This is a genomic window from Lentzea terrae, assembly GCF_003265345.1.
In the GTDB taxonomy this organism is placed as follows: Bacteria; Actinomycetota; Actinomycetes; order Mycobacteriales; family Pseudonocardiaceae; genus Lentzea; species Lentzea terrae.
Map to the genome: position 1 here is coordinate 384,973 of NZ_QFWW01000002.1, position 16,641 is coordinate 401,613.

General features: G+C 68.9%; 20 protein-coding genes. 8 read left to right on the forward strand and 12 right to left on the reverse strand.

The annotated features are described in order from the left end of the window. Positions 1 to 24: 24 nt before the first annotated feature. The gene (gene mce / locus DI276_RS05030; RefSeq protein WP_112262077.1) at positions 25 to 471 is read left to right on the forward strand and encodes a methylmalonyl-CoA epimerase; all 447 of its coding nucleotides are present in this window, start codon (positions 25 to 27) and stop codon (positions 469 to 471) included. On the opposite strand, the gene DI276_RS05035 is transcribed toward mce, so the two are convergent. Both DI276_RS05035 and DI276_RS05040 read right to left on the reverse strand, forming a co-directional pair. Continuing rightward, on the reverse strand, positions 434 to 1,000 hold the full coding sequence (locus DI276_RS05035; protein ID WP_232836456.1) for a TetR/AcrR family transcriptional regulator: 567 nt from the start codon (positions 998 to 1,000) through the stop codon (positions 434 to 436). The two genes, mce and DI276_RS05035, sit on opposite strands and share 38 nt — an antisense overlap. A 61-nt stretch (positions 1,001 to 1,061) precedes the next feature. Beyond that, entirely contained in the window at positions 1,062 to 1,421 is a 360-nt protein-coding gene (locus DI276_RS05040; protein ID WP_112262222.1) for an SPW repeat domain-containing protein, read from the reverse strand. Between the two features lie 164 nt (positions 1,422 to 1,585). On the opposite strand from DI276_RS05040, the gene ccrA reads away from it, so the two are divergent. Beyond that, positions 1,586 to 2,899 (forward strand): crotonyl-CoA carboxylase/reductase, encoded by a 1,314-nt coding sequence (gene ccrA, locus DI276_RS05045; RefSeq protein ID WP_232836457.1) that lies wholly within the window; start codon positions 1,586 to 1,588, stop codon positions 2,897 to 2,899. Positions 2,900 to 2,935: 36 nt separating this feature from the next. Continuing rightward, a complete protein-coding gene (locus DI276_RS05050; protein WP_112262080.1) occupies positions 2,936 to 4,135 on the forward strand; it encodes a chromosome segregation protein in 1,200 nt (399 codons plus the stop codon). Positions 4,136 to 4,222: 87 nt separating this feature from the next. Here the strand turns inward: DI276_RS05050 and DI276_RS05055 are convergent, their stop codons facing one another. After that, complete coding sequence (locus DI276_RS05055) at positions 4,223 to 4,729, reverse strand: histidine phosphatase family protein (RefSeq protein ID WP_232836458.1); 507 nt, start codon at positions 4,727 to 4,729, stop codon at positions 4,223 to 4,225. Between the two features lie 45 nt (positions 4,730 to 4,774). Here DI276_RS05055 and DI276_RS05060 point away from each other — a divergent pair, with 45 nt between their 5' ends. Together DI276_RS05060 and DI276_RS05065 are read left to right on the forward strand one after the other, a co-directional pair. Next, complete coding sequence (locus DI276_RS05060) at positions 4,775 to 5,320, forward strand: GNAT family N-acetyltransferase (protein WP_112262081.1); 546 nt, start codon at positions 4,775 to 4,777, stop codon at positions 5,318 to 5,320. After that, positions 5,320 to 6,000, forward strand: coding sequence for an alpha/beta fold hydrolase (locus DI276_RS05065; protein ID WP_112262224.1), 681 nt, complete (start codon positions 5,320 to 5,322; stop codon positions 5,998 to 6,000). Before DI276_RS05060 ends, DI276_RS05065 begins: the two co-directional genes overlap by 1 nt. A gap of 1 nt (position 6,001) precedes the next feature. Here DI276_RS05065 and DI276_RS05070 read toward each other — a convergent pair whose 3' ends face one another. Next, positions 6,002 to 6,295 carry a hypothetical protein gene (locus tag DI276_RS05070; RefSeq protein WP_112262225.1) on the reverse strand — a complete coding sequence of 98 codons (294 nt, stop codon included), beginning with the start codon at positions 6,293 to 6,295 and terminating at the stop codon, positions 6,002 to 6,004. Between the two features lie 32 nt (positions 6,296 to 6,327). On the opposite strand from DI276_RS05070, the gene DI276_RS05075 reads away from it, so the two are divergent. Continuing rightward, positions 6,328 to 6,528, forward strand: a complete 201-nt coding sequence (locus tag DI276_RS05075) for an FmdB family zinc ribbon protein (RefSeq protein ID WP_112262082.1) — start codon at positions 6,328 to 6,330, stop codon at positions 6,526 to 6,528. On the opposite strand, the gene DI276_RS05080 is transcribed toward DI276_RS05075, so the two are convergent. Continuing rightward, positions 6,464 to 6,847, reverse strand: a complete 384-nt coding sequence (locus tag DI276_RS05080) for a hypothetical protein (RefSeq protein WP_112262083.1) — start codon at positions 6,845 to 6,847, stop codon at positions 6,464 to 6,466. The genes DI276_RS05075 and DI276_RS05080 overlap by 65 nt on opposite strands. A 42-nt stretch (positions 6,848 to 6,889) precedes the next feature. Here DI276_RS05080 and sigJ point away from each other — a divergent pair, with 42 nt between their 5' ends. After that, positions 6,890 to 7,765 carry an RNA polymerase sigma factor SigJ gene (gene sigJ, locus DI276_RS05085; protein WP_112262084.1) on the forward strand — a complete coding sequence of 292 codons (876 nt, stop codon included), beginning with the start codon at positions 6,890 to 6,892 and terminating at the stop codon, positions 7,763 to 7,765. Here the strand turns inward: sigJ and DI276_RS05090 are convergent. The 5 genes from DI276_RS05090 to dhaK form a co-directional block, all read right to left on the reverse strand. Beyond that, on the reverse strand, positions 7,737 to 8,321 hold the full coding sequence (locus tag DI276_RS05090; protein ID WP_112262085.1) for a DUF3558 family protein: 585 nt from the start codon (positions 8,319 to 8,321) through the stop codon (positions 7,737 to 7,739). The genes sigJ and DI276_RS05090 overlap by 29 nt on opposite strands. A gap of 43 nt (positions 8,322 to 8,364) precedes the next feature. After that, a complete protein-coding gene (locus DI276_RS05095; RefSeq protein WP_112262086.1) occupies positions 8,365 to 10,140 on the reverse strand; it encodes a 3-hydroxyacyl-CoA dehydrogenase family protein in 1,776 nt (591 codons plus the stop codon). A gap of 359 nt (positions 10,141 to 10,499) precedes the next feature. Continuing rightward, the gene (gene dhaM, locus DI276_RS05100; protein WP_112262087.1) at positions 10,500 to 11,189 is read right to left on the reverse strand and encodes a dihydroxyacetone kinase phosphoryl donor subunit DhaM; all 690 of its coding nucleotides are present in this window, start codon (positions 11,187 to 11,189) and stop codon (positions 10,500 to 10,502) included. Next, on the reverse strand, positions 11,186 to 11,812 hold the full coding sequence (gene dhaL / locus DI276_RS05105; protein WP_112262088.1) for a dihydroxyacetone kinase subunit DhaL: 627 nt from the start codon (positions 11,810 to 11,812) through the stop codon (positions 11,186 to 11,188). The genes dhaM and dhaL overlap by 4 nt, the downstream gene beginning before the upstream one ends. A 1-nt stretch (position 11,813) precedes the next feature. Next, positions 11,814 to 12,806, reverse strand: a complete 993-nt coding sequence (gene dhaK, locus DI276_RS05110; protein ID WP_112262089.1) for a dihydroxyacetone kinase subunit DhaK — start codon at positions 12,804 to 12,806, stop codon at positions 11,814 to 11,816. Positions 12,807 to 12,949: 143 nt separating this feature from the next. Here dhaK and DI276_RS05115 point away from each other — a divergent pair, with 143 nt between their 5' ends. Further along, entirely contained in the window at positions 12,950 to 13,945 is a 996-nt protein-coding gene (locus DI276_RS05115) for an ABC transporter substrate-binding protein (RefSeq protein WP_112262090.1), read from the forward strand. 22 nt (positions 13,946 to 13,967) lie between these two features. Here DI276_RS05115 and DI276_RS05120 read toward each other — a convergent pair whose 3' ends face one another. Together DI276_RS05120 and DI276_RS05125 are read right to left on the reverse strand one after the other, a co-directional pair. Continuing rightward, positions 13,968 to 15,473, reverse strand: coding sequence for an aldehyde dehydrogenase family protein (locus DI276_RS05120; protein WP_112262091.1), 1,506 nt, complete (start codon positions 15,471 to 15,473; stop codon positions 13,968 to 13,970). 86 nt (positions 15,474 to 15,559) lie between these two features. Then, positions 15,560 to 16,582, reverse strand: a complete 1,023-nt coding sequence (locus tag DI276_RS05125) for a hypothetical protein (RefSeq protein ID WP_157984524.1) — start codon at positions 16,580 to 16,582, stop codon at positions 15,560 to 15,562. Positions 16,583 to 16,641 lie beyond the last annotated feature (59 nt).

Consider the following 16,641-nt stretch of genomic DNA (forward strand, 5'->3'; position numbering starts at 1 on the left):
GATCAGGTAGTTACCCTCCCCGCTATGAACGCAGACATCGCTCGATTCGTGACCGCGGTCGACCACGTGGGCATCGCGGTGCCCGACCTCGACGTCGCCATCGCGTTCTACCGCGACAACTTCGGGCTCGAAGTGGCCCACGAAGAGGTGAACGAGGAGCAGGGTGTGCGCGAGGCGATGCTGCACGCGCCCGGCGACCACGACGGCACCGCCATCCAGCTGCTGGCGCCGCTCAACGAGGACTCGACGATCGCCAAGTTCATCGGCCGCTCCGGCCCCGGCCTGCAGCAGCTCGCCTACCGGGTGTCCGATGTGGACGTCGCGGCGGACGCGCTGCGGAGCAAGGGCCTGCGGCTGCTCTACGACCAGGCGAAGCGCGGCACGTCGAACAGCCGCGTCAACTTCGTGCACCCGAAGGACGCCGGCGGCGTGCTCATCGAGCTGGTCGAGCCTGCTGGACCAGCGCACTAGCCACGAACGTCAGCTCCCGATCGATCGGGTCCTCCTCGTCGCTGTGCCGTGCCACCGAATGCCGGTAGCTCACGGCCAGCGCGAGGAGTGCCGCGGCCGCCTCGACGTCCTTGATCGCCACCGCCGCCCCGCCCGCGGCGAGGATGACCTGTTTGATCTGCGCCGCAACGTTGTCGTAGCGCGCCTGCATGGCGTCGCGGACAGCAGAATGCGTATCCGCTTCACGCCACAGCAGGTGCGACAACAGCGGTGAGGCGTTCAAGCGCGCGTCAAGCGCGGCGACGAGCCTTCGCAACGACTCGGCGATGTCCCCGACCACGACCACCCTGCGGTGGTCGACCGTGCTGTCCGGCAGCCGCGCGACCAATGCGGCCAGCAGGTCCTTCTTGCGGTTGAAGTAGTAGTGCACCAGGCCCTTGGGCACGCCGGCGCGTTCGGCGATGCGCGAGGTCGGGGTGGCGTCGAAGCCGGAGTCGGCGAACAGCTCCTCGGCCGCGGCCAGGATGCGCTCCTTGGCCGAATCCTCCACGCGTTCCTCCACGGGTGTGTGGGCCCAAGAAGGTTCTTGGGCCCACAGGTTTGCTGAGTGATCAGTGCGGTTGCGCCGCAGCCGAGTGTGCGGCATTCGCGGCGGGCATGGCGAGCGCCCCCGCGGCCACGGTGAGCACGCCACCGACCCAGGAGACCCACGAGGCCGCCATCATGTCGGTGTAGCTCATCACCCACGGCGAGATGAACAGCAGAGCTCCGAGCACCATCTGCACGTACTCCCCGTAGATCATCGCGGGCATGGCGAGGTCGACGAGTCCGTCGATCGCGATGAGCGCGCCAAGCACGATCAGCGTCCACATGGCCGCGTTCGAGGTGTCCACGACGATCGGGGAGAGCAGCACCAGCACGCCGATAGCCACCTCGGCCCAGTCCTGCCACCTGGTCCACGCCTTGGTCATCTCCACCACCTCCTCCTTCTCGGACACTCTCGATGCTCCTCCTTGGTTGGCCGCCCGGTCAACTCTTCCGAGTGGAATCCCTCACAAGCAGGATTCTGAATCGGTTACTACTGAGTAACCTCCGGCAACCTGCGACTATCCCTCACTTGGGAAGGAATGCCGCCGTGCAGAAGATCCTTGACGCGATTCTGGCCGACGAGCTGGACGCGATCGGTTCCTTGGACGTTCCGGAGAGCTATCGGGGCGTGACCGTGCACGCGGACGAGGCCGACATGTTCTCGGGCCTCGAGACGCGGGACAAGGACCCGCGCAAGTCGCTGCACGTCGACGAGGTCGCCACGCCGGAGCTCGGGCCGGGCGAGGCTCTGGTCGCCGTGATGGCCTCCGCGATCAACTACAACACCGTGTGGACCTCGATCTTCGAGCCGGTGTCCACGTTCGGCTTCCTGAAGAAGCTGGGCGGCCGCCACAACCTGCCGTACCACGTCGTGGGCTCGGACCTGGCCGGCGTCGTCGTGCGCACTGGTCCCGGTGTCACGGCGTGGAAGCCGGGTGACCGCGTTGTGGCGCACTGTCTGGACGTGCCGCTGGAGGCGCCGGACGGGCACAACGACACGATGCTCGACCCGCAGCAGCGGATCTGGGGCTTCGAGACGAACTTCGGTGGTCTCGCCGACCTCGCGCTGGTGAAGTCGAACCAGCTGATGCCGATGCCCAAGCACCTCACGTGGGAGGAAGCGGCGTCGCCCGGTCTCGTCAACTCCACCGCGTACCGCCAGCTGGTGTCGACCAACGGCGCCAACATGAAGCAGGGCGACACGGTCCTGATCTGGGGCGCGTCCGGTGGTCTCGGCTCGTACGCCACGCAGTTCGCGCTGAACGGTGGCGCGACGCCGATCTGCGTCGTCTCCTCGCCGGAGAAGGCGGAGATCGTCCGCTCGATGGGTGCCGAGCTGATCATCGACAGGTCCGCGGAGGGCTACAAGTTCTGGAAGAACGAGCACGAGCAGGACCCGCGCGAGTGGAAGCGGTTCGGCGCGAAGATCCGCGAGCTCACCGGTGGCGAGGACCCGGACATCGTGTTCGAGCACCCCGGCCGTGAGACGTTCGGCGCCTCGGTCTTCGTGACGCGCAAGGGCGGCAAGATCGTGACGTGTGCGTCTACCTCCGGATACATGCACCAGTACGACAACCGCTACCTGTGGATGAACCTGAAGTCGATCATCTCCTCGCACTTCGCGAACTACCGCGAGGCGTGGGAGGCGAACCGCTTGATCGCCAAGGGAAAGATCCACCCGACAGTGTCCAAGGTGTACTCATTGGACGAAACGGGCCAGGCTGCTTTCGACGTGCACCGCAACGCGCACCAGGGCAAGGTCGGTGTGCTGTGCCTTGCTCCGGAAGAGGGTCTGGGTGTTCTCGATCACGAGATGCGCGCGAAGCACCTCACGGCCATCAACCGATTCCGGGGTGTGTGACCTTCTGGGGTTACCCGAACGGGTAGCGTGAGGGGCATGGGCCTCGCCGACGACCGTGACCTCGTCCCACTGGGATCCGGCTTCGACATCGTCAAGCGCGGTTACGACCGCGCCCAGGTCGAGGATCATCTCGAACGCCTCGACTCGGACCTGCGGCTGCTGGCCGCGGACCGCGATGCCGCCGTGTCCCAGACGTCCGACCTGGCGCGCCAGCTGGAAGCCGCGCGCTCGGAGATGACCGAGCTGCGCAGCCAGGTCGAGCGCCTGTCACTGCCGCCGACGACGCTGGAGGGGCTCTCCGAGCGCCTCCAGCGCATGCTGCGGCTGGCCCAGGACGAGGCCAACGAGATCAGGGCCCGTGCCGAAGCGGAGGGCGGGCACATCCGCGCCAAGGCGGAAGCCGACGCGGGTGTGCTCCGCCAGCGCTACGAGAAGCTGATCGCCGAGCTCGACGAGCGCCGCGCGGCCATGGAGGCCGAGCACAAGGGCGTTCTCGAAACGGCCCGCAACGAAGCCGAGAAGATCGTCTCCGAAGCCGAGGCCGCGGCTCGCAAGATCGCCGACGAGTCCGAGGCCCGCCGCGTGACCGTCGAAGAGGACTTCGAGATCGCGATGGCCGCCCGCCGCTCCGAGGCGATGGCCACGCTGGCGCAGCAGGAAGCCACCTCGAAGGCCGAGGCCGACCGTCGTACGCGGGAAGCCGCCGAGGAAGCCGCTCGTGTGCGCGCGGCCATCGCTGCCGAGCAGACCTCGTCCAAGGCCGAAGCCGAACGCCGCGTGCGCGAGGCCACCGAAGAGGCCAACCGCCGCCGCCACGACGCGCTCACCGAGGCCACGGCCCGCATCCAGGAAGCCACCGACGAGGCGAACCGCCGAGTCCGCGAGGCCACCGAGGAAGCGAACCGCCGCACCACCGCTGCCACCCAGCGCGTCGACCAGCTCCGCAACCTGCGCAACCGCCTCTCGCACCAGCTGCACGGCGTGCGGACGGCGTTGCAGGAGGTCGTGCCGCTGCTCGACCCGGTGGAGGAGGAGAAGGAGTCGGCCGCTGGTCCCGTGCCGGCTCAGCCCGCTCCCGCACAGGCGGCACCTGCGGCTCCTGCTGCACCACCTGCTGCTGCTCCGGCTCCGCAAGCCGCAGCGCCTCAGGCCGCTCCGAGCAAGCCGGCCCAGACGCCTCAGGTCGACGGTCCGACTGCCAAGATCTCGCGGCCGCAGCCCGCCAAGAAGTCCTGACGACGCAAGCTCACGCAGGGGTCCCCCTCCAGGGGTCCCCTGTTTCAATTATCCCAGCCAGCACCGACAATTTCGTGTCTGCGCAGGTCAGGGCATGACCTCGTAGATCGCCGGCATCGGCATCGTGCGGCAGAAGTCCCAGTCCGCGTGATGCCCTGCCGCGATCAGCGCACGCGACAGGATCGTCCCGTGCGACCCCACCACCACGGTGGCGTCCGGGTACTCCTGAGCCATGCGCGCCAACGCCTTCCCGGCCCGCACGGTCAGCTGGTCCAGGCTCTCGCCTGTCCCGTGGGCGGTCGAGGTGTTCGCCCAGCTGTAGGTGTAGAGCGTCTCCCAGTCGTCGCTCGGCACCAGCCCCGACTCCCACTCCCGCAGCTCGGGCCACGTGATCACCTCCAGCCCCAGCGCCTTGGCAGCCGGCGTGACGGTCTGCACCGCACGCAACTGCGGACTCGACAGCACGACCGCCGGCGCGTACGCGACCAGGCGCTCGACCAGCTCCTCGGCCTGCTGCAGCCCGGCCGGGCTGAGGGGCCGCTGGTCGTAGTCGGGTTCACCGAGGCGCGGCCGGACGGAGTCTGCATGGCGCACGAATACGATTCGGGTCGTCACCACACTCATCTTGGGGGAAACAGGATGTTCGTGAAATCGCTGGGCACGGACGGCGCCGAGCTGCGGCCGTTGGAACCCTGGCAGGCGGAGGAGTTCTTCGCGCACATGGAGCGCGGCCGGGAGTTCATCGGGCAGCACATCGGGTTCGCCGACGCCGCGAAGGACCTCGAAAACGCGCGTGCGCTGCTCCAGCGCTACGCGGACAAGGCGGCTGCCGACGACGGGCGGATCTTGGGGATCTGGCTCGACGACAAGCTGGTCGGCGGCGTGCTGCTGCGCGTGATGGACGTGCAGCAGGCGCGGACCGAGGTCGGGTGCTGGCTGGAGCCGAGCGCCACCGGCAAGGGCCTGATCACGCAGGCGGCGAGGATCCTGATCGACTGGGCGATTCGCGAGCGCGGCATGCATCGGGTTGAGTGGCTGGTGTCGTCGGAGAACGCGCCCAGCATCGCGGTCGCCCGGCGGCTCGGGATGACCAAGGACGGGGTGCTGCGCTCGTACTTCCTGCACCGCGGGGTCCGGCAGGACCTCGAGGTGTGGTCGGTGCTGGCGCCGGAGTGGGAGAGCTGATGGATCTGGTGCTGCTGCACGCCTTTCCGCTCGACGCGCGCATGTGGGACGTGCCGGGCGCGCTGACGCCGTCGTTGCGCGGGGACGGCGAACCGGACCTCGACACGCTCGCGAGCCAGGTCATCGCCGAACTGCCGAGCGACGAGGTCGTGCTCGGCGGGTGCTCGATGGGCGGCTACGTCGCGATGGCGGTGGTCAGGCAGGCGCCGGAACGCGTGAGGGGCCTGGTCTTCGTCGACACCAAGCACACCGCAGACGCCCCGGAAGCCGTCGAGACCCGGCACGCGATGGCGGACCGGGTGGAGCGCGAGGGCGTCGGCGAGTGGCTGGCGGAGGCCATGTTGCCGAACCTGCTCGGCCCGGACGCCTCGGACGCGGCGAAAGCGTTGGTGCGCACCATGATTCTCGAGCAGCGCGCCGAGGACGTGGCGTGGTGGCAGCGCGCGATGGCGAAGCGGCCCGACTCCGCGGACGTGCTGGAGACGCTCGACGTCCCGTCGCTCGTTCTCGTGGGCGAGCACGACAAGCTCACGCCGCCCGACGTGGCCGCGAAGCTCGCGGTGACGTTGAAACACGCGACGAGCGAACGGATCGAAGGCGCGGGACACCTCTCGCCCGTTGAGCAGCCTGAGGAGTTCCGCATGCGGCTGGAACGGTGGCGCGAGCAGGTACGGCTCTAGCTCACCAGCGTCGCGCGGTCGGCCCACGCCGGCCGCGCGACTCCCAGCACGCCTGGTGCCAGTGCCGGCGTTCCTCGACCGAGCCGGTCTCTTCGGCGGGCCACGCCACGACGTGCGCGACGCCGGGGCGGATCTCGTGGTCACAGCCGGGGCAGCGATAAGTCTTCTGCGCCTGTGCCCCCGAGATGGCGCGGACCAGCCACTCGCCGTCCGGGCCAGACTCGGCGCGGGCCCAGCCGACACCGCCTCCGAGCGGTCGGGGATCTTCGTTCCTGGGTGCGTTACGACGAGGCACGGCCACACCGTAATCGCTCGTAGAATCAGCCCGTGCCGACCTACGAGTTCCGTTGCCGAACCTGCGACGACACCTTCGAGCTGCAGCGCCCGATGAGCGAGTCGTCCGCGCCGGCGAACTGCCCCGACGGGCACCCCGACACGGTCAAGCTGCTGTCGATGGCCGGGATCAGCGGGACCCAGCAAGCTGCTCAGGGTGGCGGCTGCTGTGGTGGCGGGTGCTGCGGATCCTGAGCTGGTACAGCACGCTCGCGACGAGCAGTGCCGCGGCGAGCGGGACGTGCAGGGCCGTGAGGTGGAAGAGGCCGGCGTACACCTGAGCTGTCATGAACGCCAGGAAGCCGAGCGCGTACCAGACGGGCTGAAGCGACCCGCTTCGTCGCCATGCGAGCACCGCGACGACCAGGTGGGCGACCGTCACGACCCACAACGTGTACGAGCCGGCGCTGTGGAAGACGTGGCCGTGCGGGAGGGTCATCCTCAGCCCCGCCGTGATCGACTGGACGAAGATGAGTGCGGTCTGCAGGGCGACGGTGGCGCGCAAGAGGTTCATGACGGTCCGACGACGCAGCCGCGCGAAATGTGAGGTGGGGGCATGGCTGACGTGATCGTGCGCGAACGGCGGCAGCTGCTGAACGTCGCCTACCGCCTGCTGGGCTCGTTGACCGATGCCGAGGACGTGCTGCAGGAGACCTGCTCGCGGTGGTACGCCCTGCCACCGGACCAGCGGGACGCCATCCAGTCCCCCGGCGCCTGGCTGACGCGCGTGGCCGGGCGCATCTGCCTGGACCTGCTGGGGTCGGCCAGGGTCAGGCGGGAGCGCTACGTGGGCGAGTGGATCCCGGAGCCGCTCCCGGACCGCGAGGACTGGGGCGATCCGGCGGACCAGGTCACCCTCGACGAGTCGGTCACCATGGCGTTCCTGGTGGTGCTGGAGCAGCTGACCCCGGCGGAACGGGTGAGCTTCGTGTTGCACGACGTCTTCCGCTACCCGTTCGCGGAGATCGCGGAGATCGTCGGCCGGAGTCCGGCGGCGTGCCGGCAGCTCGCCACCTCCGCGCGACGCCGCGTCAGTGCGTCCCGGCGCGACGAGATCCCGGCCGCACGGCACGCGGACGTCGTGCGCGATTTCCGGCAGGCGTGGGAAGCGAAGGACATCAACGCTCTCGTCGCGTTGCTCGACCCGGCGGCCGTGATGATCGCGGACGGCGGTGGGCTGGCCAGCACCGCGCTGAAGCCGATCGAAGGCGGCGAGCAGATCGCGGGCTACCTCGTCGGCATCGCGCGCATGATGCCGGAGCTGACGGTTCTCGACCGGACCGTCAACGGCAGGCCTGGCCTCGTTGCGACTCGCGACGGTGTCGCGGTGACGGTCGCGGCGTTCGAGGTGGAGGGCGACCGGATCACCAGGATCTGGGCGGTGCGGAACCCGGAGAAGCTGACTAGTTGGAGTTCTCGCGGTCGATCATGACCTCGGCGACCTTGCGGCCCTGGTCGCAGACGGTGCCGAACTTGCCGGACGAGTCGATGATGATGATCCCGAGCCCACCGGCGTCGTACGGCACGACGAGCACGCACGAGGGTTCGACGTCCTGCTCGTCGGAGCGGTCGAGGTAGGTGACCTTGCGGCCCTTGACGTCCCAGTCGCCGGTGGTGCGCTCGATCGTGATCTGCTTGCCCTCGCGGAACCGCAGGGAGACGCCGACCTCGACGTTGTCGATCTTCGTCGTCCAGCGGCACGACTGGTCGAACGTCGAGTCGTAGTTGATCTGCGTGGGCGGCGTCTCTGCTTTCGCGCCGGGGTACGGCAGGTCGGTCCACTTCAGCTTCGCGCACACGCCCTGGACCTCACCGTCGATCGGCGCGGTCTCCGGCTCCTCGGACGAGCTGGGCTCCGTGGAGCCCTCCTTGTCGAACGGCGACGTCACGTCGAGCGGCGCCTGCGCGACCGGACTGCCCCCGACGGTCGTCCGGGCGCAGCCGGAAGCGAGCACGAGGACAGCCAACAGGAGCACCAGTCGCCGCATGGCACCACCATGCCAGACGAGACATGGTGCTCCTGTTAGCGGCTCACGAGTAATCCCGGAATCCCTTGCCCGTCTTGCGGCCCAGGCGACCGGCCGTCACCAGGTGCTCCAGCAACGGCGCCGGCGCGAAACCGGGCTCGCGGAACTCCAGGTAGAGCGTGCGCTGGATCGCCAGCGACACGTCCAGGCCCACGACGTCCAGCAGCGCGAACGGTCCCATCGGCAGACCACAGCCGACCTTCATCGCGTTGTCGATGTCGTCGGCCTCCGCGTAGTGGGCCTCCAGCATCTTCACCGCGTCGTTGAGGTACGGGAAGAGCAGCGCGTTGACGATGAAGCCGGCCACGTCGCCGCAGTGCACCGGGTGCTTGCCGAGGTCGAGGCAGATCTTGCGGGCCGTCGCGACCACGTCGGCGCCCGTCGAGATCGTCTCGACGATCTCCACCAGCTTCATGACCTGCGCCGGGTTGAAGAAGTGCAGGCCGACGACGTCCTCGGGCCTGCTCGTCGCCGCGGCGATCTCGATGACCGGCAACGAGGACGTGGTCGTCGCGAGCACCGCGCCGGGCTTGCACGCCTCGTCGAGCGCCGCGAAGACCTCCTTCTTGATGCCGATCTCCTCGGCGACGGCCTCGACGACCAGGTCGCAGTCCGCCAACTCGACGAACTCGACGGCGGGCGTGATGCGTGCCAGCGTTGCGTCGCGATCTTGTTCGGCGAGCTTGCCCTTGCTGACCGCGCGGTCCAACGACTTCTTGACGGCGCCGATCGCCTTCTCGGCCTTCTCCAGGCTGCGAGCGCGCAACACCACGTCGTACCCGCGCTTGGCGAACACCTCGGCGATACCGGTCGCCATCGTGCCCGTGCCGATGACACCAACCCGTTGGACCTCACGGGTCTGCGTTGTCGCGTCCACTTCGGACGGTGTCTGCGCGTCCTTGACGACCACCGGCGAGTCCGGCCCGTCGTAGGTGTAGAAGCCGCGCCCGGTCTTCCTGCCGAGCAGACCCGCCGTGATCATCTGCTTGAGCAACGGCGCCGGCGCGTGCAACCGGTTGCGCGACTGGTGGTACATCGTGTCGAGGATTTCGTACGCGGTGTCGAGACCGATGAGGTCCAACAACGCCAACGGCCCCATCGGGTAACCACACCCGTACCGCATGGCGGCGTCGAGGTCCTCACGCGTCGCGTACTTGGACTCGAGCATCTTCACCGCGTGGTTCAGGTACGGGAAGAGCAGCGCGTTGGCGATGAACCCGGCCCGGTCGCCGATCACGACCGGCGACTTGCCCAGCTTTTGCGTGAACGCCACCACGTCGGTGATCACGTCCGGCTCCGTGACGACCGTGCGCACGACCTCGACCAGCTTGAGCACCTGGGTCGGGTTGAAGAAGTGCAGGCCGACGACCTTGCCCGGCCTGCGCGTGTGCACGCCGATCTCGGTGATCGACAGGCTCGACGTGTTCGACGCGATGATCGCCTCAGGCTGCAGGATCTCGTCCAGCTGCTTGAAGATCCCGGCCTTGAGCTCGACGTTCTCCGGCACCGCTTCGATGACCAGATCGCAGTCGGCGAGGCTGTGGAGGTCGAGCGACGTCGAGACGCGGCTTTCGAGCGCGCTCTTCTCGGCCTCCGTGAGCTTCTCGCGCTTCACGGCCCGACTCGTCGAGTGCTCGAGGTGCCCGAGGCCGCGCTCGACGCCCGCCGCGTCGACCTCCACCACCTTGACCGCGAGCCCGGTGCGCGCGAGTACCTCCACGATGCCCGCGCCCATGGTTCCGAAGCCGACGACTCCGACGGTGTTGATTTCGCGCGCCACTGCAGACCTCCCTGCGGGGTAAAGCGTGGGCTACCAAGGAGTAACTTGCGGGCGACTATGCCACCCCCGGTGCGAACGGGCGCCGTGAGCTTCGCCATCAGGATCGAAACAGTTATCGGTCTAGCAAACGCCTAGACCCGGTCTTCTGCCAGGTGAACCCGTGTGGGGCAGGCTGAAGTTGAGCCATCCGGGTTGGGCGGCGCGGGCTCTGGTGACAGCTGCGCTGGGGCCGGGAGGGGTGTGGTGATGGGTCGCGGGCAGGAGCTCCGGGACGGCGCTTTCGGACCGCTCGGGGTGCCGAGTCACGGGCCGAGCACCGGCGGCAACTTTCGGACGCGCGAGGTGTTCTTGGCGCGCAGCTAGTCGTCGAATCCCCGTTCCGCCAGCTCCTCGATCCGCCGCACCGCCTCCCCGGCGTCCTTCCCCGTGGCCACCACCGTGATCGTCTTACCGCCCGGCGCGCTCAACCCCATCAACGCCAGCACACTGGCCGCGTTCGCCTCCTCGTCGCCGTATCGCACGACGACCTCGGCATCGAGCTCGGCGACCGTCCGCGCCAGCAACGCGGCAGGGCGCGCGTGCAACCCGACATCGTTCGTCAGCAACACCTCCGCCGACACCGCGTCCGGCACGAGGTGCAACGAAGGACGCGACGGCACCGCGGCCGGCGTCTCACCAGAGGCGCCCTCCGCAGCGGCCGCGACGTCGGCCAGCGAGGCACCGCCTTGTGCCGCAACGGCAGCAGCCACCGCGCCCTCCACCAGAGGCGCGTCCACCACCGAGTAGCGCGACGGGTCGTCCGCGGACTCCACGGCCATCTCGGCCGTCATCTTGGCGCTGCCCAGGTCGTACAGCACGACCACGCCCGCGCCGGAGTCCGCGTCTGCCAGGGCTTCGACCACCGAGCCGTAGTCGGTGCCGAGGCCGCCCTCCTCCGTGCCGCCGACGGGCAGCACCACCACGTCCGGGGCCATCTGGCCTGACAGCTCGGCCACGCCGTTGGCCAGCATGTCGCTGTGCGAGACAACGACCAGTCCGACGCGGCTCATGCCTTGGCCGCCGCGTCCGCGAGGGCCCGCAACAACAACGCTGTGGAACGGGCTCCTGGATCGAGGTGGCCGGCGCTGCGCTCGCCCAGGTACGACGCCCGGCCCTTGCGCGCCACCATCGGCACCGTTGACGACGCACCTTCAGCGGCCGCGTCGGCCGCCGCGGACAGCACCGCGGCCACCGAGCCGTCCACCGACTCCGCGGCGGCCACCGCCGGCGTCAGGGCGTCGACCATCGTCTTGTCACCCACCACAGCCTTGCCGCGGGCAACCACACCATCCAGCGCGGCCTGGAGGGCTCGGGCGATGGCGTCGCAGTCGAGTTCCGCCAAGTCACCCACCGCGGCCGACGCGCGCAGGAAAGCCGTGCCGTACAAGGGGCCCGCCGCGCCACCCACCGTGGAGATCAACGTGGTGGCGACCAGCTTCAGCACCTTGCCGGGCGAAGCGGGCTCCTCGGTGTCCAACCGGGACAGCAGCGCGGTGAAGCCGCGCCTGAGGTTCTCGCCGTGGTCACCGTCGCCGATCGCCTGGTCGAGGCGCACCAGCTCGTCGCGGTGCTCCTGCACTACCCCGGCGGCCAGCCGGAGCGCCGCGACGACGTCTGCTGCCGTGCACCCCACCTCAGACTCCCCACCGCAGTGCGGGCGTGTGCACCGGCGCGTCCCACAACGAGATCATCTCGTCGTCCAGCCGAAGCAGGGTGAGACTCATGCCCTGCATCTCCAGGCTGGTGATGTACGGGCCGACGAGCCTGCGTTCCACCGTGATCCCCCGATCAGCCAGCAGCTGTTCCGCGATGCCGTGCGCCAAGTACAACTCGATCAGCGGGGTTCCACCCATTGAGTTCGTGAACAGCAGCACCCGGTCACCGGACGCGAACGGCAGGTCGGCCAAGATCGGGTCGAGCAACGCCGACACCATCTCGGAGGCAGACCCGGCCGGCACCCGCTGGCGGCCCGGCTCGCCGTGGATGCCGATGCCGATCTCCATCTCGTCGTCGGCCAGCTCGAACGACGGCGTGCCCACGTGCGGCACCGTGCACGCGGTCAGCGCGAGGCCCATCGAGCGCACCGCGCCAACAACGCGCTGTGCCAACGCCTCACAAGAAGCCAGATCGTCGCCGCGGTCCGCCGCCGCGCCCACGATCTTCTCCAGCAGCACCGTGCCGCCGACCCCGCGACGGCCGGCGGTGTACAGCGAGTCCTGCACGGCCACGTCGTCGTCGACCACCACCGAGCGCGCCTCGGACTCCGCGAGCTCGCCTGCCATCTCGAAGTTCATCACGTCGCCGGTGTAGTTCTTCACGATCAGCAACGCGCCCGCGCCGCCGTCCGTCAGCGACACGGCGGAAGCCACCTGGTCCGGCGTCGGCGACGTGAACACCGCGCCAGGACAGGCCGCGTCGAGCATGCCGCGCCCGACGAACCCGCCGTGCAGCGGTTCGTGGCCGGACCCACCGCCCGAGATGATCGCCACCTTCCCCTGCACCGGGGCGTCCGCGCGCACCACGACAGCGGGGTCGTAGTGCACGGACAAAAGATCGGAATGGGCAGCCTGCATTCCCCGCAGGGCGTCCTGCACCACGGTTTCCGGATCATTGATGATCTTTTTCATCGACGCGCCCTCCCGAGAAAGGTGACCGTGTTCCTTCTTACTCCGGGGGTCTGACACTCGGAACGGGCAAACGCCCCCGGTACCGTTAGCCTGCCCTAAGAAATGCAGGTCAACATCACGCCAAGTAGCGGAGGAACCACGTCGTGTCGAAGAGAGCAGCGCTGCTCGTCGCAGTCGCGCTAACCCTGACCGCCTGCGGCTCGAGCACGCCTGACAAGCCCACCGTCGCCCAGGGCGGCGAGGACTTCGGCAAGGCCTACGAGCTGAGCAACGGCTTCGGCACGAAAGAGAAGCCGGGCGTGTTCCCCCGCACGATCAAGCACGCGATGGGCGAGACCAAGCTCGAGAAGAAGCCCGAACGGGTGATCGTGCTCGACACCGGCGAGCTCGACAACGTCGTCGCACTCGGCATCAAGCCGGTCGGCATCGCCTACACCGACGGCTCCCCCACCATGCCGTCCTACATCGGCGACAAGGGCGGCCAGCCGGAGAACGTCGGCACCATCAACAACCTCAACCTCGAGGCGATCACCAAGCTCAACCCCGACCTGATCCTCGGTTCGCAGCTGCGCGCCGAAGCCCAGTACCCGAAGCTCTCCGCGATCGCCCCGACCGTCTTCGCGGTGCGGCCCGGCTACGTGTGGAAGGAGAACTTCCTCCTCAACGCCGCCGCGCTCGACCGCCAGGCCGACGCCGCGAAGATGCTCGAGGACTACACGGACAAGGCCACCGAGACCGGCACCGCGATCGAGAAGAAGCTCGGCGTGCGCCCGACCGTGACGGCCCTGCGGTTCATGCCCGGCAAGATCCGCCTGTACGCCAAGAAGTCCTTCATCGGCACGATCCTGATCGACGCCAAGATCCCGCAGCCGACGCCGTCCCAGGTCGACGACCTGGCCGCCGAGGTCAGCGCCGAGCAGATCGGCAAGGCCGACGCCGACTTCGTCGTGTACTCCACCTACGGCGACCCGGCCAAGACCGCGCAGGCCTCGGTGCTCGGCGGCCCGCTGTGGACCGGCCTGAACGCCGTCAAGGCGGGCAAGGCCAAGCCGGTGCTCGACGAGACCTACTTCCTCGGTCTCGGCGTGCTCGCCGCGAACGTCGTGCTGGACGACCTCAAGAAGCAGCTCGGCGCCTGACCGGGCGCCGCGCGGGTGCTCTTCAGCGTCCGAAGAGCATCCGCGCGAGCCGCAGCATCTGCTTGCCCGCCAGCGAAGACCGGTCGAACGTCGTCATGTCCAGCAGCGCCTTGAACCGCTGCTTCGTCACGGCCTTCGGGTAGGCGAACTCGCGCAGCCCGTCCTCACCGTGGATGCGCCCGAACCCGGAGTCGCCCACGCCGCCGAACGGCAGCCCGGGAATCGCCGCGTAGGTCAGCACCGCGTTGATCGACACCATGCCGACCCGCAGCTCCCGCGCCAGCTCCTCGCCGCGCGACTTCGAGAACACCGCTGCGCCCAGCCCGTACTTCGACTGGTTCGCGAGCCGCACGCCCTCCAGCGCGTTGGGCACCCGGTTGATCACCACGGTCGGTCCGAACGTCTCCTCGGTGATCGCCAGCGAGTCCTCCGGCACGTCCGTCAGCACGACCGGCTCGACGTACGGCGGCCTGATCGACTCCGGCCCACCGACCAGCGCCTTGCCACCGCGGTCCAGCGCGTCCTGCACGTGCTCGCGGATGATCTCCACCTGCGACGGCATCGTGATCGGCCCGAGGTTCGCGCTCGGCTCGCCACCCGGCTTGAGCTTGCGCGCCCGCTTCACCGCGATCTCGATGAACTCGTCGGCCACGTCCTCGGCCACGTACACGCGCTCCACGCCCGCGCACGTCTGACCGGCGTTCGACACGGCGCCCCACATCGCGGCCTCGGCAGCGGCGACCAGGTCGGCGTCGGAGTCGACGATCAACGCGTCCTTGCCACCGCACTCGACCAGCACCGGCGTCAACGTCTGAGCGCACGCCGCCATGACCTTCTTGCCGGTCCGCGTGGAGCCGGTGAACGCGAGCTTGTCGACGCCGGCCGCACACAGCGCCGCGCCCGTCTCGCCGAAGCCCGTCACGACCTGGAAGACCGGGTACTCCGGTACCGCCTCGCTGAACGTCGACGCGAGGAACGTGCCCACACCCGGCGTGAACTCGGAAGGCTTGAACACCACGGCGTTGCCCGCGGCGAGCGCGTACGAGATCGAACCCATCGGCGTGTGCGCGGGGTAGTTCCACGGCCCGATGACGCCGATGACACCCAACGGCCGGTATTCCAACGTCGCCGCGTGGTTGAACATCAGCATGCCCGAGGAGACCCGGCGCTTGCCCAGCACGCGGCCCGCGTGCCGCGACGCCCAGTGCAGGTGGTCCATCACCAGCGCGATCTCGACGCGGGAGTCGTCGGCGGGCTTGCCGGTCTCCGCGCTGATCAACGCGACGAACTCGTCGGCGCGTTTCGACAGGACTCTGCGCCACGCGTCGAGCTTGGTCTTGCGCCCCTCGAACCCGAGGCCTGCCCACCACGCGAAGGCCTCGCGCGCCGAGGACACCGCGTCCTCGACCTCGGCCGCCGTGTGGATCGGGTGATGCGCGACGACCTCGCCCGTGCGCGGGTCCAGTGAAGCGAACCGCCGCTGCTCGCCATCGGCCGACAGCGCGCTGTCCGAAGCGGTCTGCGTCATGGGCCCTCCCGGGTACTCGCCAGTAACCTTGACACTAACGCGTACTTGAGGAACTTTCAGCCCCCGCCTGGCCTCGCCCGGCCACGTCAGGCACTGGGCAGGCTCGGGAGCACGGCCTTGGCGAACGCCTGCGTCGCCTGGCAGCGGTCCAGCTGGTTCTCCTTCTGAGCCCCGATCGAGAACTCGGCGACCTCACCCGCGTCGCTCGAGTCCTTCGTGCGGACCACGATCAGGTCGCACGTCGGGAAGGGACCCTCCTTGAGTACCTGGTAGCCCTTCACCCCACCACCGAGGTCGACCTCGACCGACTTCGGGTCGAACTTGCCGTCCTTCGGGATGCGCGCCGTCTTGAACTCGAGCTCCATCTGCCCGTTCTGCGCGTACCACGAGCACTTGTGCAGACCGAACGGCAGCGACCGCGGCGAGGCGCCGAGAACGGGCGCGAGCGTCGCCTTGTCGACGACCGTGCACGGGTCGAGTTCGACCGGCGAGCCCTTGGGCGGCGTGTACTTCTGCGGGTTGCCCCGAGCCTTGCGGACCGCGCCCTCGAGCACCTTGCGCCCCGGCTCGCACGGCTCGGCCGCCTGGTCGCCGGTGCCGGTGGTCACCTGGACGCGCAGGGCCTGTGCCGGGTTCTCCTGCGTCACCACGGTGATGAAGCACGACGACGTCAGCTTCTGCTCGCCGCTCTTCAGGCCGGCAAGCTGCTTGGTCGCGTTCTTGAGGTCCGAGGACGTCAGCGTGTAGCCGACGTCCAGCGTGATCCCGAGGTTCTTGCCCGCCTTGTCCTTCATGTAGTTGGAGCAGCGCGTGTAGTAGCTGCTCGAGTACTTCGAGGGCGTGCCGACCGTCTGCAGCACGTCCTTGTCGATCAACGCGCACGGGTTGACCAGCCGCATCCGCTCGGCGGCGAACGCCGGGTCGACCGGCTTGTTCGGCTGCGCGGACGGCTTGGCCGACGGGTCGGTCGAGCTCGCATCCGCTCCCGCCTGCACGGTGCGGCGCGGCGAGTGGTGTTTGGCGAGACCGGGACCAGTCGCACAGCCGGCCGTCAGCACGGCAGCGGCGGCGACCACAGCCATGGCACGCGTGGCACGAAAACGGAGCACGACGTGCACGGTAGCGACCTTTGCGGGCGTTCGTGGGCGGTACCCCGAGTTAGCCCGTG